The sequence below is a fragment of the Serinicoccus hydrothermalis genome (assembly GCF_001685415.1).
Classification (GTDB): domain Bacteria; phylum Actinomycetota; class Actinomycetes; order Actinomycetales; family Dermatophilaceae; genus Ornithinicoccus; species Ornithinicoccus hydrothermalis.
The window spans coordinates 1,839,213-1,859,840 of sequence record NZ_CP014989.1; the positions used below are offsets into that span (position 1 = coordinate 1,839,213).

General features: G+C 71.0%; 17 protein-coding genes. 5 read left to right on the forward strand and 12 right to left on the reverse strand.

Annotated features, from left to right (window positions below; translation table 11 throughout):
* Positions 1 to 9: 9 nt before the first annotated feature.
* The 3 genes from SGUI_RS08510 to SGUI_RS08520 form a co-directional block, all read right to left on the reverse strand.
* Complete coding sequence (locus SGUI_RS08510; protein WP_157621785.1) at positions 10 to 687, reverse strand: hypothetical protein; 678 nt, start codon at positions 685 to 687, stop codon at positions 10 to 12.
* A gap of 7 nt (positions 688 to 694) precedes the next feature.
* Positions 695 to 1,012: a hypothetical protein gene (locus tag SGUI_RS08515; RefSeq protein ID WP_157621786.1), complete on the reverse strand. Its 318-nt coding sequence runs from the start codon at positions 1,010 to 1,012 to the stop codon at positions 695 to 697.
* Positions 1,013 to 1,285: 273 nt separating this feature from the next.
* Entirely contained in the window at positions 1,286 to 1,798 is a 513-nt protein-coding gene (locus SGUI_RS08520) for a hypothetical protein (RefSeq protein ID WP_066638756.1), read from the reverse strand.
* A 525-nt stretch (positions 1,799 to 2,323) separates the two neighbouring features.
* On the opposite strand from SGUI_RS08520, the gene SGUI_RS08525 reads away from it, so the two are divergent.
* Positions 2,324 to 3,568 carry an IS30 family transposase gene (locus SGUI_RS08525; protein ID WP_472537419.1) on the forward strand — a complete coding sequence of 415 codons (1,245 nt, stop codon included), beginning with the start codon at positions 2,324 to 2,326 and terminating at the stop codon, positions 3,566 to 3,568.
* Between the two features lie 520 nt (positions 3,569 to 4,088).
* Here the strand turns inward: SGUI_RS08525 and serS are convergent.
* The gene (gene serS / locus SGUI_RS08535) at positions 4,089 to 5,369 is read right to left on the reverse strand and encodes a serine--tRNA ligase (protein ID WP_066638766.1); all 1,281 of its coding nucleotides are present in this window, start codon (positions 5,367 to 5,369) and stop codon (positions 4,089 to 4,091) included.
* A gap of 37 nt (positions 5,370 to 5,406) precedes the next feature.
* Here serS and SGUI_RS08540 point away from each other — a divergent pair, with 37 nt between their 5' ends.
* Positions 5,407 to 6,447 carry a diacylglycerol/lipid kinase family protein gene (locus tag SGUI_RS08540; RefSeq protein ID WP_066638769.1) on the forward strand — a complete coding sequence of 347 codons (1,041 nt, stop codon included), beginning with the start codon at positions 5,407 to 5,409 and terminating at the stop codon, positions 6,445 to 6,447.
* Positions 6,448 to 6,517: 70 nt separating this feature from the next.
* Here SGUI_RS08540 and SGUI_RS08545 read toward each other — a convergent pair whose 3' ends face one another.
* A complete protein-coding gene (locus SGUI_RS08545) occupies positions 6,518 to 6,958 on the reverse strand; it encodes a DUF4446 family protein (protein WP_083190840.1) in 441 nt (146 codons plus the stop codon).
* A 253-nt stretch (positions 6,959 to 7,211) separates the two neighbouring features.
* Between SGUI_RS08545 and SGUI_RS08550 the strand changes: the two genes are divergently transcribed.
* A complete protein-coding gene (locus SGUI_RS08550) occupies positions 7,212 to 9,281 on the forward strand; it encodes an alkaline phosphatase family protein (protein ID WP_066638772.1) in 2,070 nt (689 codons plus the stop codon).
* Here SGUI_RS08550 and SGUI_RS08555 read toward each other — a convergent pair.
* Both SGUI_RS08555 and SGUI_RS08560 read right to left on the reverse strand, forming a co-directional pair.
* The gene (locus SGUI_RS08555; RefSeq protein WP_066638775.1) at positions 9,196 to 10,119 is read right to left on the reverse strand and encodes a glycosyltransferase family 2 protein; all 924 of its coding nucleotides are present in this window, start codon (positions 10,117 to 10,119) and stop codon (positions 9,196 to 9,198) included. The two genes, SGUI_RS08550 and SGUI_RS08555, sit on opposite strands and share 86 nt — an antisense overlap.
* A gap of 31 nt (positions 10,120 to 10,150) precedes the next feature.
* Positions 10,151 to 11,053: a DUF5926 family protein gene (locus SGUI_RS08560; RefSeq protein ID WP_066638778.1), complete on the reverse strand. Its 903-nt coding sequence runs from the start codon at positions 11,051 to 11,053 to the stop codon at positions 10,151 to 10,153.
* Positions 11,054 to 11,090: 37 nt separating this feature from the next.
* On the opposite strand from SGUI_RS08560, the gene SGUI_RS08565 reads away from it, so the two are divergent.
* Together SGUI_RS08565 and lgt are read left to right on the forward strand one after the other, a co-directional pair.
* Complete coding sequence (locus SGUI_RS08565; protein WP_066638781.1) at positions 11,091 to 12,218, forward strand: enoyl-CoA hydratase/isomerase family protein; 1,128 nt, start codon at positions 11,091 to 11,093, stop codon at positions 12,216 to 12,218.
* A 273-nt stretch (positions 12,219 to 12,491) separates the two neighbouring features.
* Positions 12,492 to 13,415 (forward strand): prolipoprotein diacylglyceryl transferase, encoded by a 924-nt coding sequence (gene lgt, locus SGUI_RS08570; protein ID WP_066638784.1) that lies wholly within the window; start codon positions 12,492 to 12,494, stop codon positions 13,413 to 13,415.
* 176 nt (positions 13,416 to 13,591) lie between these two features.
* Here the strand turns inward: lgt and SGUI_RS08575 are convergent, their stop codons facing one another.
* From SGUI_RS08575 to SGUI_RS08595, 5 genes are all read right to left on the reverse strand, one after another.
* Positions 13,592 to 15,085, reverse strand: coding sequence for a UDP-N-acetylmuramoyl-L-alanyl-D-glutamate--2,6-diaminopimelate ligase (locus tag SGUI_RS08575; protein ID WP_066638787.1), 1,494 nt, complete (start codon positions 15,083 to 15,085; stop codon positions 13,592 to 13,594).
* A 61-nt stretch (positions 15,086 to 15,146) separates the two neighbouring features.
* Positions 15,147 to 17,138: an alpha-amylase family protein gene (locus SGUI_RS08580; RefSeq protein WP_237141309.1), complete on the reverse strand. Its 1,992-nt coding sequence runs from the start codon at positions 17,136 to 17,138 to the stop codon at positions 15,147 to 15,149.
* Positions 17,139 to 17,210: 72 nt separating this feature from the next.
* Positions 17,211 to 18,074, reverse strand: a complete 864-nt coding sequence (locus SGUI_RS08585; protein WP_066638793.1) for a carbohydrate ABC transporter permease — start codon at positions 18,072 to 18,074, stop codon at positions 17,211 to 17,213.
* Positions 18,071 to 19,270, reverse strand: a complete 1,200-nt coding sequence (locus SGUI_RS08590; protein WP_066638796.1) for a carbohydrate ABC transporter permease — start codon at positions 19,268 to 19,270, stop codon at positions 18,071 to 18,073. The genes SGUI_RS08585 and SGUI_RS08590 overlap by 4 nt, the downstream gene beginning before the upstream one ends.
* A complete protein-coding gene (locus SGUI_RS08595) occupies positions 19,267 to 20,604 on the reverse strand; it encodes an ABC transporter substrate-binding protein (protein ID WP_335675039.1) in 1,338 nt (445 codons plus the stop codon). Before SGUI_RS08595 ends, SGUI_RS08590 begins: the two co-directional genes overlap by 4 nt.
* Positions 20,605 to 20,628: the final 24 nt, after the last annotated feature.

Genomic DNA, 20,628 nt, shown 5'->3' on the forward strand with positions numbered 1-20,628 from the left:
CGCCGAGCCTCACCCGCCGCCCCGGAGCTCATCGGCTGGAGGCGAGGGCGGGCACGCATCCAAGAACTCCTCGAATGAGTCCCATCGACCGGTCGACAGAGCGTCCTCGGTGACCTGCTGCTCCACCTCCGCCACCGGGTTCCACCGGGACTCCGGCCCGGTGTCCAGATACGTCTGCAGCGTCGGCGGGTCGGCTACCTCATATCCCAGCTCGCGGATGCACGGCACCGTCACCTCGACCTGGTGCTCGTACACCCGAGTCCACTGGGCATCCGTCAACGGCTGGGTGTAGGCGAAGTCGATCGGGTACCGGCCCACGCACACGTAGTTCGCCACGGCGAAGGCCATCATCTGGTCCTCCCCCGGGATGTAGGAGATCTCGCCCCCCTCGCGGATCGGAGGAAACCCCTCCTGCTCGAGGCAGTCCGCCTTGAGGTCGAACTGCTCCTCCGGTGTCACATACCGCACCAGCTCGACGTCCTCAGGAAGCAGCTCGCTCGGCACCGAATACATCTCCGCTATGGACCGCATCTGTTCCTCACGTGAGACACCGCGATCATCTGGATCATCACTCGACGGCGCGGCGACGTCGGTCTCCGAGGCTGGCGTGCAGGAAGCAAGCAACGCAGCAGCGGCCGTCGCTCCTATCACCCGCAAGGACTGGCCTACTCCTGACTGGAGTGCCATGACTACCTCACGCGCAGTAGAACCGGCGGTGCCCAGGCGTGCTGATGATGACGTTGCTGGAGTAGATGGACGCACTGGCGCCGCTGGACTTGTTCGTCCAGGTCGATCGGCGGGTGTTGGGATGGTCGACCCACCCCTTCTCCCAAATCCGGCCGTTTGCCTCGTGCTGGGTGGTCCCCACCGTGTCGGACGAGATGATGAGCTGTCGCGGTGATCCGCAGATGAACGACCCGTACTGCACGGTCGCTGCGGCCGCCGGACCAGCCGTAGCCCCCACGACGGCCAGTGCCGCCGCTGCTGCCGCAATCTTTCGTGTGATCCTCATGCGCCCCAGCCTTCCATCGGTGCTACAGGCCCCTGTGCCCGCAGCGTGGGCATTTACGCTATGAGTTTTCGGTTGGTGCCGCAACAGCTATACCGCATCTCTTGCGAAATCTTTACAATCGGCCCATTTAGGTCCACCGAGCACGTCCTCTGAGCTGAGTAGCACAGGGTGGTGCTCTAGCTAGCGCGCAACAGTGGAAGAGCGCAGCAGCAACGACCCTGCCAGCGACGTCACACCCTTCCCGCATCCCAGGCGACATCGGCCTCGTCTGGACTACTCGATAGCCGCATTCTGCGGGCACTGTTCCTCCACTTCCGACCACCCGACCTCACTTGCCGCGACCTGGTCGTAAACATCGGACCCAGGTACCCATCCGAGGCCTTGCTCAGCTAGATAAGTCTCTAGTGAGGGCGGGGTACTGACCGTAAAACCGAACTCTGCCACGCACGGCACATACTCCTCGACGAGATACTCGTAGTGGGCCGTGAGCGAATCTTCCGCAGACAACTCGGCGTACTCGGCGGCTATCGGATACTGAGCATCACAGATGTACTGATCGAGGTCCAGGGCGCCCTGCTGCTCGACCGGGACCTCGCGGATGGTGAATCCGGCACCCTCGATGCCCACGGGCCAACCTCGCTCCTGCAGACACTCCCCGATCATCTGCAGCCCCTCGTCACCTGGGGCCCTCTCGCGGACGACTTCCACCTCAGGGGGGTCTTCGATCCCGTACATCACCGCGAGCTCGGCCAAATACCCCTCACGCGTCGCAGCGCTTGCCGTCATGGTGGCCTCATCGCTGCTAGCCGCAGATGGAGAGTCGCCGCCCTCACCACCATCAGCGGTGCACGCTCCTACAAAGAAGAGAAGGACTGCACCAGCACCGAGGGGTCGGATTGACGTCAGTCTGGATCTACCCACAGGCGGGGATAGGGTTGCTCGTGCTGATGTAGCCATAGGCTGAGGTGCCATACCCGGTACCGACGTTCATAGCCTTAACGTCGTAGCGCAGATTCACAGCCGAGAACCAAGCGCGATTCCCAGCGCAAACATTTCTCAATCGCATATCGACCTCCTCGTCGAGTGGAAGCCGCCTTGGCCCCCAGTAATTTTCTACACTCGTCCCCCGCCAACGATCTGTCAACCACGGGGAGCACGCGGATCAGGCTTAATCCGACAGCTGGTTCACGTTGTGCCCGTTGGCCCGTGTCGGCGGCGCTTGAAAACTAGACAGTAGCGGCGCGGTGGTTTCCAGGCACGGTCGCAACGCCCTCTCTAGAGTCCGGGAGTGTGAGGTCGTTGTCGCGACGTGTGAAGAAGGGGCCGGGACGGCGTCCGTTATCGGCCAAACGCGCCCGATTCGTGCAGCTGCGCGAGAGGGGGTGGAGCATCAGCGCCGCCGCCCGCGAGGTCGGGGTCTCGCGCAGCGCCGGCAACAACTGGGCCTTCGGGACCAAGGTCTACTGCCGCGGTGCGATCGTGGGCTTCGTGCCACCGCTGGAGCGGTTAGCAGTACGACAGATCAGCGCCCGCTACCTCTCGCAGGGGGAGCGGATCGAGATCGCCGATCTGCACCAGGCCGGCCTGACCGTGACCGCCATCGCTGTCCGGGTCGGGCGGGACAAGTCGACGATCTCTCGGGAGCTGCGCCGTAACGCGGGCAAGCAGGGGTACCGACCCTTCGAGGCCCACCGGGCCGCCACTGCTCGACGTGGTCGTCATCATCGTCGGCGCGTGGAGAGCAACGTCGAGCTGCGACGCGTGGTCGGGGAGCTGCTGGCCCAGCGGTGGAGCCCGCAGCAGATCAGCCGGCACCTACGTACCCGGTTCCCCGACGACCCTGGCATGCGGTTGTGCCACGAGAGCATCTACCAGGCCGTCTACCAGCCCGGATCGGCGTTGTTGCGGCCCTCTCCGCTGGCGCCGCACCGTCGTTCGCCGCTACGGACGGGCAGGGATCACCGGCGCGCGCAGCAGCGTGTAGAGCGTCGGCGGCCACGGTTCGAGCAGCCCATGCTGACGGTGCACCAGCGACCATTCCAACCCGCCGACCGCACCGAAGCGGGGCATTGGGAGGGCCACCTGATCATCGGCCGGGAGCAGCGCTCAGCGATCGGCACCCTTGTGGAACGCCAGACCCGGGTGGTGCGCCTGCTGCACCTGCCCTACCGCGACGGTGAGGCACTGCATCAGGCGCTGGCCGCCCGCCTGGGAGACCTTCCACCGCACCTGCGGCGCTCGATCACCTGGGACCAGGGCACCGAGATGGCCAGGCACCTCAGCATCACCCGGACCCTCGGTGCCTCGGTCTACTTCTGTGACTCCCACTCACCCTGGCAACGCGGATCCAACGAGAACACCAACGGACTGCTGCGCGACTACTTCCCCAAGGGGACAGACCTGAGCATCCATACCCTGGAGCACCTGCTCGCCGTGGAGAACGAGCTGAACAACCGCCCGCGGATGATCCTCAACGACCGCACACCGCACCAGGTTTTCACCGCACTGCTAGCCTCCGAAAGTCCGCCAGTGTTGCGACGTTGCGACGTTGAGTAGAACCCACCCCGCCGAAACCGTCCAGTTTTCGAGCGCCGCCGACAGCCCGGTCCCACTTCCGGATCTCGTCCAGGTCGCTAGGTCCCTCGGTGCTCGAGCCGCCCGGGGCCGCGACGGGTCTGCCGTGAGGCGCCCCCGGGTTCTCTGCCATTCTGAAGCGCCCCAGCCTACTTAGCTGCGACCCGAGACCCGGTCGGCGCACGGCGCACACCTTGGATCTACGCGCAACTCCAGTCTCATGTACTGAGCACCTTCGGCCTCATTGTCAGAACAACCCCTTGAGGTTGACCCCGTTGGGTGGAGATTCTGACCGCCAGGTTCGGCCTGACAGAGGAGGACGCCCCTCATCGGCGTGCCAAGAGGAAGGGCTACACCCCGAAGTACCGGCAGGGCGCCCGTGAGATCGGCGTCGGGGAGCAGCTGCTGGGTCGATGGGTGGTGATCGAGCGGTCAAGGATGGACCACGCGCCTGAAGCCCTGGATGTTGGACGAGCCGGCCGAGACCGAGCGTTCGCGCCCGTCAGCGTGCCGGGGTGAGGACCTCCTGGCCGCCCAGGAACGGGCGCAGCGCCTCCGGGACCCGGACCGACCCGTCGGCCTGCTGGTGGTTCTCCAGCAGCGCCACGATCGGGCGGGTGCTCGTCGCCACGGTGCCGTTGAGGGTGGCGACCGCGCGGGTGCCCGAGCCCTGCGGGTCGCGCTCCCGTATGCCGAGGCGCCGGGCCTGGAAGGTCGTGCAGTTGGAGGTGGAGGTCAGCTCGCGGTACCTCCCCTGCGTGGGCACCCACGCCTCGCAGTCGAACTTGCGGGCCGCAGGGCCACCGAGGTCGCCGGCCGCGACGTCGATGATCCGGTAGGGCAGCTCGAGAGCGTCGAGCAGCCGGCGCTCGATGCGCAGGAGGTTGTCGTGCTCCGCCGCCGCGTCCTCGACGCGGCAGTAGACGAACATCTCGGTCTTGGTGAACTGGTGCACCCGGAAGATGCCCTTGGTGTCCTTGCCGTAGGACCCGGCCTCGCGGCGGTAGCAGGTGGAGGTCGCGGCATACCGCAGCGGGCCGCCCGAGAGGTCGAGGATCTCGTCGGCGTGCAGGCCCGCGAGCGCCACCTCCGAGGTGCCGATGAGGTAGAGGTCGTCGGCCTCGAGGCGGTAGACCTCGTCCGCGTGCGCGTCGAGGAAGCCCGCCCCGGCCATCGTCTCCGGGCGCACGAGGTTGGGCACGATCGCGGGGGTGAAGCCCTCCTCCTGCGCGATCTGCTGGGCGAGGGACATGAGCGCCTGCTCCAGCCGGGCGCCGTCGCCGAGGAGGTAGTAGAAGCGGGCGCCGGAGACCTTGGCGCCCCGGGCCATGTCGATGGCGCCCAGTCCCTCCCCGAGCACGAGGTGGTCCTGCGGCTCGAAGCCCTCGGCGGCGAAGTCGCGCGGGGTGCCGACCTCCTCCAGGGTGACGAAGTCGTCCTCGCCGCCCACCGGGACGCCGTCGATGACGACGTTGCCGATGCGGCGCATACCTTCGTCGCGCGCCTGCGCCGCCTCCTGCGTCTGGGCGTCGAGCGACTTCACCCGTGCCGCCAGGTCCTTGACCTGCGCCAGGAGCGCCTGCTTCTCCTCGCCCTGGGCCTGCGCGACCTTCTTGCCGAAGGCCTTCTGCTCGGCCCGCGCCGACTCGAACTCCGCGAGCGCGCTGCGGTGGGACTCGTCCGCGGCCAGCACCTGGTCCACGACGTCGGAGTCCTCGCCCCGGGCCAGCTGGCTCTTGCGGACGCGTTCGGGGTCGCTGCGCAGGTCCCGGATGTCGATCATGCGCCAAAGCCTACTGGCGCGCCGATACCCTCGACCCATGGATTCCTCGCGCCGCGCGGCGGTCATCGTGAACCCCACGAAGTTCAACGACGTCGGTGCCGTGCGCGGCCGGGTCGAGCGGGTCTGCGAGCGGCGGGGGTGGGAGGCGCCGCTGTGGCTGGAGACCACCGCCGAGGACCCGGGCGTGGGCCAGACGAAGGAGGCGCTCGGGGCCGGGGTGGACGTCGTGTGCCCCCTGGGGGGTGACGGGACGGTGCGCACGGTCGGGTCCGAGCTGGCCGGGACCGGGGTGGCGATGGGCCTGCTGCCGGGCGGGACCGGCAACCTGCTGGCGCGCAACCTCGACCTGCCCGTCGACTCCCTCGAGGCGGCGCTCGAGGCAGCGCTGAGCGGTGAGGACACGCCGATCGACACCTGCCTCGTCGAGCTGATCCGGCCGACCTCGGCCCAGCTCGCCGAGCGGCTCCAGGACGACACCGACCCGGCGCGCAACGTGGACTTCGACGACGCCGTCGACGACCGGGACGACGAGGACGTGCGCGAGCAGCACCGGTTCCTCGTCATGGCCGGGCTGGGCTTCGACGCCGAGGTCATGGCCTCGGTGCCGGAGAAGCTCAAGGCGCGGATGGGGTGGCTGGCCTACCTCGTGGCAGGGCTGCGGCACCTCAAGGGCCCGCAGTTCACCATCGACCTGCGGATCGACGGGGCCGACCCGCTGCACCGCCGCGTGCGCTCGGTCATGGTCGGCAACGTGGGCAAGCTGCAGGGCGGGATGGAGCTGCTGCCGGACGCGGTCGCCGACGACGGGACGGTCGACGCCGTGCTGCTCTCCCCCGAGGGCATCGTGGGCTGGGCCGCGACCATCGCGCAGCTGACGACGCGGCGGATGATCGGGCACAAGCGGGTCGACCACCTGCAGGGCAAGGAGGTCCGGGTCCTCTCGGACAAGCCGGTCGAGCTGGAGATCGACGGCGACCCGCTCGGGTCGGCGCTCGCGCTGCGCGTCCAGATCGACCCCGGCAGCCTCCTCGTGCGCCTGCCCCGCACCTCCCGCGCCGTCCTCCGCCGCCCCTCCTGACCGGCCGCATGGTTTGCGCACACCGACCGCACGGTTTGCTGTTTCGAACACAGAGTGCGCGGCCGGTCGGTCAGTCGTCGCGGCCGGTGCGGGCGGCGTCGAGGGCCTGGCGCTCCTCCGGGGTCAGCACGATCTCGGAGTCGCCGCCGACGATGCCCTTGGCGTAGGTCCGGCTCTCGCCGCGCGCGTGGATCGAGCTGATGACCATGCCGTCGCCGGTGTCGTCGACGACCGCGGCGGAGAAGCTCATCCGCCCGCCCATGTCGCCGAAGGCGTCGTAACGGACCACGGCCACGTGCCGCAGCGCCTGCGCCAGGTCACCGCGCACCGTGGCGAGCTCGGCCTCGAGCGCCTCGATCCGCTCCCGCTCCGGCGTGGTCGGTGCCCCCGCCTCGACGAGCTGGGTCAGCCGCCGGTCCACCACCCGTAGCCGGCGCCATGCGACGACCGCGAGCAGCAGCGCGAGCACGGCGACCCCACCGGCGATCCAGGCGAGCAGCTCGAGGTCCACCCGCTCAGGGTATGCGCTCCCCACCCAGGGAGGATCGGTGCACCTGCCCCCGTCCTCACCGGCATACCTCCCTCACCCGGGGAGGATCGATACACCTGCCCCCAACCTCACCGGCATACCTCCCTCACCCGGGGAGGATTGATACACCTGCCCCCAACCTCACCGAGACCAGCCACCAGACCGGGGAGGATCGGTGCAGCCGCCCCCATCCTCACCCCCGACGGCCGTGGGACCATGCACCCGGAGGTGAGGCATGGGACGGCGAGCCCTGGGGTGGACCCTCGTCCTCACCGTGCTCGGCTCCTGGTGCCTGGCCGCACTCGCGGTCGTGGCCGGCCTCGCCCCGGCCCAGGCACCCGACAGCCGGCCGCTGCCCGCCTCCGCCGACGCGCCGGTGGTGCTCGTGGGCATACCGGGCCTGACCTGGGACCTCGTCGACGAGTCCACCCCGACGCTGCACCGCCTCGCGCAGCAGGGCGGCAGCGCCGCGCTGGTGCTGCGTGGACCGGACGAGGTGACGTGCTCTGCCGACGCGTGGCTCACCGTGGGCACGGGCAGCCGCACCGACCGGGAGGCGCTGGGGTGCGGCACCGAGGCGCCGCCACCGTGGGGTCCTGAGGGCACGCAGCAGCCGGACCTCGCCGCCCTCTCCGGGCCGGCGCAGGCCGCGGGCACCTGCGTCGCGACGCACGGCCTGGCCGCGGAGCCGGACGCCGCGGGGACTCCGCAGCTCGACACCGCCACCACCGGTCTGCTCGCCCGCCCGACCCTGGACCCGTCCTGCCGCCTCCAGCTCGTCGCGGCACCGCCGGTCCTCGAGGGCGACCGCTCGGAGACACTGGCGGACGTCGACGCGGCGCTGGCCGACCTGCTCGAGCAGGTCGGGCGGGTCGAGGGCACGGTCGTGGTCAGCGGCATGGGCCAGACGGCCTTCGACGCGCGGGCGCAGGCTCTCGTCGTCACCACGCCGGGATCCCCCGACGACGACCCCACGCTGCTCACGTCCGGCTCCACCCGCCAGGCAGGCCTCGTCCAGCTCGTCGACCTCACGCCCACCCTGCTGCAGCTCGCCGATGTCCCGACCGGCTCCGGCGACCTGCCCGGTGACCCCGTGGCGGCCGTCGCCCCCTCGCCGGCGGCACCGTCCGCGGCCGCGGCGGACCTGGCCGACGCCGTCTCCGACGCCAAGCGCCTCGCCCCCTGGGCCCTGGGGGCGCTGGCCGTGATTGTCCTGCCGCTCCTGGCGCTCGGGGCGGCGCTGCGCCGCTGGGCACCGGGGCACCCTCCGGGCCTGCTCACCGCCGCCAGCCTGGTGCTCATGAGCCTGCCCGCCGGCACCTTCCTCGCCGGGCTCGTCCCCTGGTGGCGGGCCGGGCAGCCGTGGCCGGCGCTCGTCGCGCTGAGCCTGGGCGCGGCGATCCTCGTGGCCTGCCTCGCGTGGTGGCTGCCGGGCGCCAGGCGCTCGGCGCTCGGGCCGCCCGCGGTCGTCGCGGCCCTCACCCTCGTGGTCCTCGGCGTCGACACGATCTGGTCCTCACGGCTCGGGCTGGTGTCGGTCCTGGGCCTGCAGCCGGTGACGGCTGGCCGTTTCTACGGTCAGGGCAACGTGGGATACGGCATCCTGCTCGGCGCGCTGCTCGTCCTCATGGCCGCGGTCCTGACCTGGCTGCCGCACCGCGGGTCGGCCCTGGCCGTGGGCCTGCTGGGGGTCGGCGCACTCGTGCTGGGCGCCGCGCCGCAGGCGGGCGCCGACTTCGGCAGCGTCCCCGCCACCGCGGTGACGACCGGCCTGGTGCTGCTCGCCGCGCTCGAGGTGCGCTGGCGCATACGCTCCCTCCTGCTGGTCGGCGTCGGCGCCGCCCTCCTGGCCGCCCTGGCGATGGTCCTGGACTGGTTGCGGGGTCCGGAGCGGCGCACCCACCTCGGCGCCTTCGTGCAGTCCGTCATCGACGGCGAGGCCTGGGGCATCGTCACCCGCAAGCTGCAGCAGAGCGTCGGCATCGTGCTCGACTACCCGCTCTCCTGGCTGGCCGTCGTCGCGCTCGTCGCGCTGGCCGTCCTGGTGGTCCGGCGGCCGTCGTGGTCCGACCCGTTGTGGACGCACGCCGGGGTGGCTCCGGTCACCGCAGCGGCAGTCGTGGGTATGACCGTGGCCTGGGTGCTCAACGACTCCGGCATCGCGGCGGTCGCCCTCTGCCTGACCGTGCTCCTGCCCGCCGGCGTGGCGGTGCTCGCGCTCAGCCCGGGGGCTGCTGGCGGCGGCGCCACTCCTCGCGCGCACGGTCCAGCAGCGGGCGGCCGTGCCGCTGCACCTGGTCGCTGACCTGCTCGGCGGCGCGCTTCGCCGCCGGGACGCCCCGCTCGCGGGCGGTCTGGGCCAGGCGGGTGCCCTGCTCCCGGACGATCCGGCTGCCCTCGAGGCCTCCCTCGCGCACCTTCTCCGGCACGCCGGAGCGCTCGGCCAGGGCCAGCGAGACGTCGGCGAGCTGCCGGGCCCGGTGCACCTGCGAGGACATGTCGCGCCCGGTGGCGCGGTGCCGCACCTCGCACGGGACCTCGAGCACGCGGCCGCCTGCGCGCAGGACGTCGACGGTGAGGCCGACCTCGACCCCCCACCCCCGGGCGAGCGGGGTCGCGTCGATGAGGGCCTCCCGGGTGATGCACCGCTGCCCGGACAGCGGCTGCGAGGGCTCCCAGCCGGTGAGCCGCGCGATGCCGGCGCTCGCCGTGCGGACCACCAGCCCGAGACCGGCCGCGCCCTGCTGCGGGGGCAGCACGGCGATCGTCATGTCGGCCTGCCCGGAGAGCACCGGGGTGATGACCGGCCCGAGCCCGGCGGCAGACCCCTCGAGGTCGGCGTCGACGAAGAGCAGCGGCGCGCCCGGGATGAGCTCGTGCGCCCTGGCGGCGCCGCTGGTGAGCGCTGCCGCTTTCCCGCGGTTGCGCTCGTGCCGGACCAGCTCGACGCCGCCGGCCCACTCGGCGACATGGGCCGTCTGGTCCACCGAGCCGTCGTCCACGACGACGATCGCGCCGACCGCCGGGAGCTGACGCAGCCCGGCGATGGTGGCGCCGATGCGCGCCTCCTCGTCCTTGGCCGGGACCACGGCGACGACCTGTCGCTGCAGCACACCCTCCAGGGGTCCGTCCACCGTGCTCATGCCCTCTCCTCCGTCCGCCGTGTCCCGCGCCTCAGCGCAGGGTGACCTGCCGGGAGACCAGGGCGCTCCTCGCCCGGCGCTCGGCGTCGGTGAGCGGCGCGTCCTGGCCCAGCGCGGCGTCATACCTGCTCTGCAGTCCGGCGAGCGCCTCGGCGTGGTCCTCGGCCCCGCTGCCGGCGGGCACCTCGAGGACGGGCACGAGCACGCCGCACGCCCGGAAGGCGCCGATGAGCTCGGTCCCCTCGCCCAGGGTGTGCTCGTGCGCGGCCTGCAGCCGGGCGAGCGCCTCGAGCGCGGTGTCCTCGTCCTGGCCGAGGATCCAGCGGATGTAGGACCTGCCTGACATGTGGCACCAGTAGGCGGTCGGTGCACCCTCGACCCGGGCCATCGGCACGGCGCTCTCGTTCATCTGCTCCAGCGCCGCGGCCATCTCCTCGGTCGCGTCCTCGCCGAGCCAGAAGCCGAAGTCCTCGTGCACCGTGACGTCCAGCTCCTGACCCTCCGCCAGCACGTCCTGCAGCCGGGGGGTCTCGGACGTCGCGGGGCGCACCGAGTTGACCGAGGTGCCGGGCTCGCTGGTCAGGGCGGTCAGGGCGGCCGCGACGACGTCGCGGGAGGCGTCGCCGCTGGAGGTCCGGGACTGCAGCGCCACGAGCACCTCGCCGGAGTCGCGGTGGATCGCGGGCATGGCGGCGGGAAGGACCGTCACGAGCGTGACCTGGTGGTCGCCGGCCGGCACGTCGCGTCCGGCGACGGTGGTGCCCTCGGGCACCGACAGGGTGACGTCCGCCGAGGCGGCGGGCAGGATCTCCCGCATCGCCACCCACTCGCTCTCGTCCGCGAGCCCTTCGAAGGGGCGCGCGACGAACGGTGCGGGGCGCGCCTTCGGCGTGTCCTGACCGGCCTGCCGCTTCTTGCGTGATGCCTTACCCATGCCGGGGAGTCTACGTGCGCCGTGAGAGCCTCGACGCATGCGCGACGACGACGTCCTCCTGTCCTGGCAACCTGCTCCGGGCCACGGCGAGGAGGTGCTGTATGCCCTCGACGGGCCGCTCGGGCGGGTCCGGCTCAACCGGCCGCGGGCGATCAACGCGCTCGACCGCGCCAGCATCGACTCGCTGCACCAGCAGCTGCAGGCCTGGGCCGACGAAGACCAGGTGGTCGCGGTCGTCCTCGACGGCGCCGGGGAGCGGGGGCTGTGCGCCGGTGGCGACGTGCGCGCCCTGCGCGAGGCGATCCTGGAGGGGCGCGAGCAGGAGGCGGTGGACTACTGGGAGGCGGAGTATGCCGTCGACGCGCTCGTCGCGTCCTACCCCAAGCCCTACGTCGCGTGGATGGACGGCATCGTCATGGGTGGCGGCGTCGGCGTCTCCGCGCACGGGTCGGTGCGCCTGGTCACCGAGAACACCCAGCTGGCCATGCCGGAGACGATCATCGGGTTCTTCCCGGACGTGGCCGGGCTGCACCCCCTCTCCCGGGCGCCGGGCGAGACCGGGACGCACGTCGCGCTCACCGGTGCGCCGGTCGGCGGGGCCGACGCCGTGCTCCTCGGCATGGCCGACGCCCTCGTCCCGTCCGCGAGCAAGGGGGACGTCCTCGCCGCGCTGCGCGCGGACCCGACCCTCGATGCCGCCGGCCTCGCCTCCGTCGTCGGGGGCACCGGGCATACCGAGGGCTCCTCCCGTCCGGCCCCCACCCCGACCGAACACCCCTCCCGTCCGGACCCCACCTCCTGGCTGGAGCAGCAGCGTGACTGGATCGACGCCTGCTACGTGGGTGAGGACGCCGCCGCCATCCTGGAGCGGCTGCGTGAGCGTCCGGAGCCCGAGGCCCAGGAGGCCGCCGACCTCGTCGCCGCCCGCTCGCCGCACTCGGTGGCGGTGGCCCTGGAGGCGCTGCGCCGGGCCGCCACGATGAGCGTCGAGCAGGTGCTGGCGCAGGACCTGCGCCTCGGGCCGGTCTTCGCCTCCCACCCCGACTTCGCCGAGGGCGTGCGTGCCCAGCTGGTCGACAAGGACCGCCGGCCCCGCTGGCAGCACGAGTCGGTCGCCGACGTCCCGCGCGAGGAGGTCCTCGCCGCCTTCGGCGACCGCGCCTGACCGGCCGCGCACTTTGCGTCGACCGACCGCACCGTTTGAGTCGACCGACCGCGCACTTTGTGCCGACCGACCGCGTCGTGCGGCCAGACCGCGCAAACCGTGCGGCCAGATCGCGCAAACCGTGCGGCCAGACCGCGCAAACCGTGCGGCCAGTCGGAGCAAACCGTGCGGCCGGTCGGGAGGGGTGAGCGGTGCGGCGGGCGCGGGGGAGGGGCATACCGGCGCACGGACCTCTCGCGGGGGACACCCAGGGGCGCCCGCTAGGGTCGGGGCGTGCCGATCGTGACCCATCTCGCCCATCTCTCCGCGGGCTCCACCGGCGGGGACTCGCCGCTGCGCTGGGAGGATCTCGGACTCTCGCAGGGCATCGACCTGGGCTTCTTCACACTGCGCTACTACGCGCTCGCGTATGTCCTCGGCATCCTGCTCGGCTACTGGCACTTCACCCGGATGGCCAAGGCGCCGGGGAGCCCGATCACCCCGCGCCAGGTCGACGACCTCATCATCGGCGTCACCTTCGGCATCATCATCGGCGGCCGGCTCGGCTACGCCACGTTCTACAACCCCTCGCTGTGGACCTCGTGGGAGATCCTCATGCCGTGGAACGGCGGCATGAGCTTCCACGGCGGCCTCATCGGCGTGCTCGTCGCGATGGCGTGGTTCTGCTGGCGGCAGAAGCTGCCCGCCCTGCGGGTGACCGACTACATCGCGGTCAACGTGCCGATCGGCATGATGCTCGGCCGCATCGCGAACTTCATCAACGGTGAGCTCTGGGGGCGGCCGAGCGACGTGCCCTGGGCCATGGTCTTCCCGGGCGCCGGCGAGGAGCCGAGGCACCCGAGCCAGCTCTACGAAGCGGCGCTCGAGGGTGCGCTGCTCATCCTCGTGCTCTTCTGGCTCTTCTGGCGGACCCGGGCCCGTTGGCGGCCCGGCCTGCTCGCCGGGGTCTTCGCGATCGGCATCGGGCTGGCCCGCTTCGTCGTGGAGTTCTTCCGCGAGCCGGACGCGCAGCTCTCGGAGTTCGCCGAGGCCACCGGGCTCAACATGGGCCAGTGGCTGACCATCCCGCTGGTCGTCGCCGGCATCGTGCTGGTCATCCGGGCGCTGCGGCGGCCCGAGGTGGAGGTCCCTGAGCCCCCGCCAGAGCCGGCCGAGGCCGGGCATACCTCCGAGGAGCGGGGCGACCCCACCCCCTGACCCCAGATTTCGACTTTTGCTTTCGTCGCCATGGCGACGAAAGCAGTAGTCGAATTCGGGCAGTGCCATGCGCGCCCGGGAGGATCAGGCCGGCTCGCCGGATTTCGACCTCTCGTTCTTGTGCCATGGCGACGAAAAGCACAGTCGAATTCGGGCACGGTGGCTCGCCCGGTCGGTCAGGTCGGGTCGCCGCGCCGGGCCGCGAGGGCGCGGCGCGCCTCCTCGATCTCCTCCCACGGCACGAGCTCGGTGCCGCGCTCCATCGTCTCCTCCGGCCCCTTGCCGGCCAGCACGACGGTGTCGTCGGCGCCGGCCTCGCGGACGGCATACCGGATCGCGTCGGTGCGGTCGCCGATCGAGACGAAGTTGTCCCGCCCGGCCTCGCGCGCCCCACGCTCCATCTCGTCGAGGATGTCCTGCAGCGGCGTGGTGCGGTGGTCCTCCTCGGTGAAGACGACCCGGTCCGCGTGCGTCGTCGCCACCCGCCCGAGCGGTGCCCGCTTGGAGGGGTCGCGCGGGCCGCCCGCGGAGCCGAGCACCACCCACAGCGCGCCCTGCGTCGTCACCCGCACCGTCTCGAGCGCCTTCTCCAGGCTCGGCGGGGTATGCGCGAAGTCCACGATGACGCGCGGCTCACCGTCGCGGCGCTCGACCATCTCCATCCGCCCGGCGACCCCGCCGAAGGTCGCGAGCGCGGCGACGAGCTCCTCCAGCCCGACGCCGGTCGCCGCCACCCCGGCCATCGCGGCGAGCGCGTTGGCGACGTTGAACCGGCCGATCATCGGCAGCCGCGCCGCCGCACTGCCCATCGGCGTGTGCACCGTGAAGGTGATCGCCTCCGGCCCCTCCTCGACGTCGGTCGCCCGCCAGTCCGCCTCGCCCCCCTCCGCGGAGTAGGTCGTAAGACTCCCCCCGTCGGCGGTCGCCAGCGGCACGAGCCGCTCGAACCACGGCACGTCGTCGACGTTGAGCACGCTGTGCCGCGCGCGCTGCACCAGCAGGGACTTGTCGGCGAAGTACTGCTCCATCGAGCCGTGGAAGTCGAGGTGCTCGCCGGTGAGGTTGGTCCACACCGCCACGTCGTAGTCGACACCGCGCACCCGGTCGAGGGCCAGGGCGTGGCTCGAGGACTCGACCACCGCGTCGCTCGCCCCGGCCCCGACCATGTCCCGCAGGATCTGCTGGACCTGCGGCGCCTCGGGGGTGGTGAAGTGCGAGGGCGGCTGCCGCAGCACCCCGTCGGGCAGCTCGTAGCCGATCGTCGAGAGCAGCCCGGTCGCCCGGCCGGCCTCGCGCAGCAGGTGCAGGGCCAGGCACGACGTCGTGGTCTTGCCGTCCGTACCGGTCACACCGATGACGCTGAGCGCGTCGCTGGGGCGGCCGGCGATCGCCGTCGCGGCGTCCGCCAGCGCCGGCCGGACCGCCGCGACCCGGAGGTAGGGCACCGGGCAGGTGGCGCCGGCAGGCATACCCTCCCCGATCACCGCGACCGCGCCCCGCTCGACGGCGTCCGCGACGAAGGTGTGCCCGTCGAAGCGGGCACCGCGCACCGCGACGAAGGCGTCGCCCGGGCGGATCCAGTCGGCCTGGTGGCTGACCCCGGTCACCTCGACGTCGTCGGTACCGGCGGGGTCGGCGCCGAGGGTGGCGGCGAGGTCGCTCAGTCGCATGGCGTCAGGGTATGCGCCCGGCCCGCGCCGCCCCGCGCACCCACCGCCGGTGCGTCGGCGGTCACGGACGGACGAGCCAGACCGGCTGGTAGGTGGAGAGGTAGATCGAGCCGTCCGGCTGCAGGCTGGGCGGGTAGCCGTTGAGCGCGTCGATCGACTGCTCCACGGGGAGCCCGAGCTCGCGCAGCCACCAGCCGGGCACGTTGCGGCCCTGCGCGGTGAGGTTGTAGAGCCCGACCATCGGCCCCACGGGGTGCCGGCGCACGACGACGAAGACCGCCGGGTCCGGCGCCGCGACGACCGAGGCCCCGACGCTGGCGTGCAGGTGCGGCAGCGACGCGCGCGCCGCGGCGAGGCGGCGCATACCGGCGAGCACGCGGCCCTGCGGCGAGTCCTGGTCCGCCTGCGCGTCCGCCACGCGTGCCGGGTCCAGCCGCGGGCGGTGCACCCAGCGGTTGTCCTCGGCGTGCTCGGGCACGTCGGCCCAGCCTCGGTCGTTGAGTGTCGCCACCTCGTCGCCGGACCAGATGACGGGTATGCCCCCGAAGCCGTAGACGATCGCGTGGCCGAGCAGCAGCCGGGCGACCGCGTGGTCCACCGCCGTCTGCGCCTCCTCGAGCGCCTCCTGGCCCACCGCGTCCCCGCTCGCGTCCAGCGCCTGCTCCAGCCCGGCGAGGCTCGCGGCGGCGCCCGAGATGCGCTTGTCACCGGTGGTGGGGTTGTGCTGGAAGACGAGCCCGCGCGACCACGAGCCTGGGAAGTCGCCGGAGTAGTAGTCGGAGAGGAAGGTGCGGTGGCCGTGCCCGTCGACCATGACCGAGCGGGCGTCGTCGTCGTCGATCGCCCAGCCGATGTCGTCGTGGCAGCGCAGGTAGGTGATCCAGGCCGAGCTGGCGGGCACGACCGGGAAGCGGCCCAGGGCGTGCGTCGCGAGCCGCGCGTCGCCGCTGGCGAGCATCGACCAGATCTGCACCATGAGGCTGTTGTGGTAGGCGAGGTCGGAGACCTTGCCGTGGTGCCGGCCCTGCCCGAGGTAGTGCACGACCTCGTTGGGCCCCACGATCGCCTCGGCCTTGAAGATGAGCGCGGGCGCGGCGATCCGGGCGAGCGAGCGCAGGGCCTGGGTCAGCTGGTGCACCTCCGGCTCGTTCTGGCACTGCGTGCCCATCCGCTTCCAGATGAAGGCGATCGCGTCGAGACGGAGGATCTCCACGCCCTGGTTGGCGAGGAAGAGGATGACGTCCGCGAGCTCGCAGAAGACGTCGGGGTTCTCCCAGGCGAGGTCCCACTGGTAGCTGTTGAAGGTGGTCCAGACCCACCCGTCCAGCTCCTCGTCGAAGGTGAAGTTGCCGGGCGCGAAGTCGGGGAAGACCTCGAGCAGGGTGCGCTCGTAGGCGTCCGGGACCTCGCGGTCGGGGTAGATGTGGAAGTAGCGGCGGTAGTGCTCGTCCCCGTCGCGGGCCGCCCGGGCCCACTCGTGCTCGGCGGAGACGTGGTTGAGCACGAGGTCCAGGCACAGGCTGATGCCGCGGGACCGCAGGTCGGTGGTGAGCCGTCGCAGGTCGGCCATCGTCCCGAGGTCGGAGCGGATCGAGCGGTAGTCGGCGACCGCGTAGCCGCCGTCGTTGGGGGCCGGGCGCGGCTGCAGCAGCGGCATGAGGTGCAGGTAGCCGACCCCGAGGTCGCGCAGGTGGTCGGCCAGGGACGCCAGGGCGGGCAGGGTCCCCTCGGGGGTGAGGCGCTCGGCATACCCCGCATAGCCGATCATGTCGGGACGCTGGAACCAGTCGGGCTCCAGCGAGCGGCGCTCGTCGAGCAGGTGCAGCTCGTCGTCGCGGTCCCGGTATGCCGTCGCCGCCAGCTCCAGCGCCCGCGCGGCGACCGCCGGGGGATCGGGATAGGGCGCCAGACCGGCGACGAGGTCGTCGAGGCGTCGGGCCGTGCGCAGGGCGAAGGTGGTGCGGCGGTGCTCGGGCAGCGGGGCCAGGATCGCCTCGAGCCGGGAGCGGGCGTCCTCCGGGAGTGCCACGGGCCAGGGGAGTTCGCGTGTCACCGTCTTATCCCACCACACGCGGCAGGGCGGGGGTGGCGCATGCCACCCCCGCCCTGATCCCGGCTCGTGCGATCAGCCCTTGACGGCGCCGCTCGTCATGCCGCGCACCAGGAAGTTCTGGAGCACGAAGAAGACGATCATCGGCAGCACCATCGAGATGAAGGCGCCCGCGGTCAGGAGCTCGGCGCCCTGGCCCTGGGTGCCCAGCAGCTGCTGGAGCTTGACGATCACCGTGGTGTTGTCGTTGGCGAGGAAGAGCTTGGCGATGAGCAGGTCGTTCCACACCCACAGGAACTGCAGGGTGGCGAAGGCCGCCATCGCCGGCATGGCCATCGGCGCCACCAGCTTCCAGAAGATCTGGAAGTTGCTGCAGCCGTCGATCCGCGCCGACTCGACCACGCTGAAGGGCAGCGAGGACATGTAGTTGCGCAGCACGTAGATGCACAACGGCATACCGAACCCGGTGTGCAGCAGCCAGACCGCGAGGTACTGCCCGGCGATGCCCAGGCCGTTGGGGCCGAACAGGTTGAGCAGCGGCTGGAAGGCCACGTGGATGGGGACCACCATCACCGCCACGATGACGATGAACAGCGTCTCCTTGAACCTGAACTGCAGGAAGGTGAAGGCGTAGGCCGCGAAGGCGGCGAACATGATCGGGATGATCGTCGCGGGCACCGCCACGACGATGCCGTTGAGGAAGGCGTTGCCCATGTCGGACATCTCGAAGACGCGACGGTAGTTGTCGAAGGTCCACGAGGTGTTGAACGGGTTGATGATCGCCGACCACCAGCCGCTGTTGAGCGCGTCGTCCCGGCTGCGGAAGCTGGTGACCAGCAGGCCCAGCGTCGGCAGCGTCCACAGGATGGCGAGGACCAGCATGGTCACCATCGAGAACGGGCTGCGCTGCCGCCCGTCCTTGAGTCGTCCGGCGCTCATCGCATGGCCTCCTGCTTGCGGAAGTCCCTGACCTGGTAGATCAGGATCGGGATGATCGCGACCAGCAGGACCACGATCAGGGCGGTGGCGCGACCGGCGTCACGGTTCGTGAACATCTCCCGGAAGAACATGTTGGCGATGACGTCGGTGTTGTTGCGCCCGTTGGTGAGCACGTAGACGATGTCGAAGACCTTCATCACGAGGATCAGCACGGTGATGAAGACCGTGACGATCGTGCCCCAGATCTGCGGGATGATGACCTGCCAGAAGATCTGCCACTCCGAGGCACCGTCGATCCGCGCCGCCTCGAGGGTGTCCTCGGGGACGCCCTTGATGGCCGAGCTCAGCAGCACCATGGCGAAGCCGGTCTGCAGCCAGATGAGGATCACCATGAGCAGGATGCTGTTGAGCCGCGCGGTGTCGATGTCCAGCCAGCTCGCGGGGTCCTGGCCGAACCAGTTGACCCAGATCGCGTTCAAAGCGGCCGTCTGCGGCTCGCCCGGCGGACGGTAGCCGTAGACGGTGGTGAGCCAGATCGCCGAGGCCGCCACGAAGCTGATCGCCATGGGCATGAAGATGAAGCTCTTCGACCACTTCTCGCTGCCGGCCGACAGCTTGTCGGCCAGCACCGCGACCACGACGCCGAGGGAGACGGTGACCGCGGGCACGACAGCGATCCACAGCAGGTTGTTGAACATCGCCGACCAGAAGTCGCCGCTGGAGAAGAGGCTGCTGAAGTTGGCCCACAGCGGGTCGACGTACTCCGTGGAGGACTGGTTCGCGAAGCTGTAGTGGATCGTCTGGACCGTGGGGAACAGCAGCATCAGGCCGATGAGCGAGAAGCCCGGCAGCAGGAAGGCGTAGGGCATGATGCCGTGCTCCAGCCGCCGCGGGAGCGCCTCGATCGCCGTGTTGAGGAACCAGAACAGCACGGCTGCTCCGCCGACACCGACGACCAGACCCAGCACTCCCATGAGGATCTTGCTGTCGAAGAACCACTGCGGGTACCACGCGAAGGCGAGGAACAGGTTGCCCATGAGCCAGACGGTGACGGCGATGCCGAGCACTCCGAAGAGCAGCTTGCCCGGCTGGAGACCGGCATCGGACGGCGGGTCCGCCGTGGTCGACGAGCCTGCGCCCTCAGGGGTCTGAGGAACCTCCTCCCCCACGGGTGGGGTCGAGGACGTGGTGCTCACTGGTCCCCACCCTCCTCCTCGTCCGAGTCCGCGCTCTGCGGCCAGCCGGCCTCGATCTCGTCGGCGACCTGCTGGGCGGTCTTGTCACCGGACTGGTACTCGACCATGCCGGTCCAGAAGGAGCCCGAGCCGACCTCGCGGGGCATGACGTCGGAGCCGTCGTAGCGGAAGACGTCGGAGGTGTAGCCGAACTCGGCGATCTGCCGGGTCAGGTCGTCCGGGTAGAGGCTCATGTCGAAGCTGGTGTGGGGGCTGAGCCACCCACCGGCCTCCGCCCAGGGACCGCCGAACTCGTCGGAGGAGAGGAACTCCATCACCGCGGCCACGTCCGTGTCGTAGGTGAAGGCTGCCGCCAGGTCACCGCCGCCGAGGATGGGCTGCCCGTCGAAGCCGTCGGCCGCCGGCGGGAAGACGTAGATGCCGACCTCGTCGTCGAGGTTCTCCTGGACCTCCTCGGGGAAGAACCCGGTCGCGAAGTTGCCCTGGCGCATGAGGTAGCACCCGGGCTCGGCCGCGAAGGCGGGGTTCATGGCCTCGGCGAACGGGGTGTTGAGGATGCCCCGGGCGCCACCGAGGACGTTGCCCTCCTTGTTGGCGAGCTCGCCGTAGGTCTCGATCGCCTCGACCACACGCTCGTCGTTGAACGGGATCCGGTGGTAGATCCAGTCGTCGTAGACGTCCGGGCCGTACAGGCGGAGCATGTACTCCTCCACCCAGTCGGTGCCGACCCAGCCCGTCGACTGGTCCGACTGCCAGCCGATGCACCACGGCGGGGTGTCCGCGTCGGAGCGGATCTGGTCGGCGACCTCGGTGAGCTCGTCCAGGTCGGCCGGCTCGGTGTTCCAGCCGCCCTCCTCGTAGGCCTCCTTCGGGTACCAGACGATCGACTTGACCGCCATGCGCATCGGGGCGGCGTAGACCCGCCCGTCGAAGCGGGCGGAGTCGAGGAAGCCGTTGACGAGGGTGGCGTCGATCGCGTCGTAGTCCAGCATCGCGTCGATCGGCACCAGCGCGCCGCGCTCGGCCAGGTCGAGCACACCGCCGGGCTGCGGGAACAGTCCGATGTCCGGCGCGTCACCGGCGTCGACCCGCACCTGGATGGTGTTGGTGAAGTCCTGGTCGGAGACATACGTGATGTCGATCCCCGACTCCTCCTCGAAGGGCGCGAGCGAGTTGTTGAACTGCTCCTCCTCCGCGCCGCCGAAGGCGCCGAAGATCGTGACCGACCCGTCGCCCTCCTCCATCTCCTCGCCGGCTCCCAGGCCACCTGCGCCCGAGCCGGCATCCGGGTTCTGCAGGCACCCGGTCAGGGTCAGCACCGCTGCTGCCGTCACCGCGGGCACCGTGGCACGTCGCCA

Coding starts and splice junctions, on each gene's coding strand:
- SGUI_RS08510 (WP_157621785.1), bottom strand. CDS start 687: ATGGCACTCCAGTCAGGAGTAGGCCAGTCCTTGCGGGTGATAGGAGCG.
- SGUI_RS08515 (WP_157621786.1), bottom strand. CDS start 1,012: ATGAGGATCACACGAAAGATTGCGGCAGCAGCGGCGGCACTGGCCGTC.
- SGUI_RS08520 (WP_066638756.1), bottom strand. CDS start 1,798: ATGACGGCAAGCGCTGCGACGCGTGAGGGGTATTTGGCCGAGCTCGCG.
- serS (WP_066638766.1), bottom strand. CDS start 5,369: ATGATCGACATCCGGGACCTGCGCAGCGACCCCGAACGCGTCCGCAAG.
- SGUI_RS08540 (WP_066638769.1), top strand. CDS start 5,407: ATGGATTCCTCGCGCCGCGCGGCGGTCATCGTGAACCCCACGAAGTTC.
- SGUI_RS08550 (WP_066638772.1), top strand. CDS start 7,212: ATGGGACGGCGAGCCCTGGGGTGGACCCTCGTCCTCACCGTGCTCGGC.
- SGUI_RS08555 (WP_066638775.1), bottom strand. CDS start 10,119: ATGAGCACGGTGGACGGACCCCTGGAGGGTGTGCTGCAGCGACAGGTC.
- SGUI_RS08560 (WP_066638778.1), bottom strand. CDS start 11,053: ATGGGTAAGGCATCACGCAAGAAGCGGCAGGCCGGTCAGGACACGCCG.
- SGUI_RS08565 (WP_066638781.1), top strand. CDS start 11,091: ATGCGCGACGACGACGTCCTCCTGTCCTGGCAACCTGCTCCGGGCCAC.
- SGUI_RS08575 (WP_066638787.1), bottom strand. CDS start 15,085: ATGCGACTGAGCGACCTCGCCGCCACCCTCGGCGCCGACCCCGCCGGT.
- SGUI_RS08585 (WP_066638793.1), bottom strand. CDS start 18,074: ATGAGCGCCGGACGACTCAAGGACGGGCGGCAGCGCAGCCCGTTCTCG.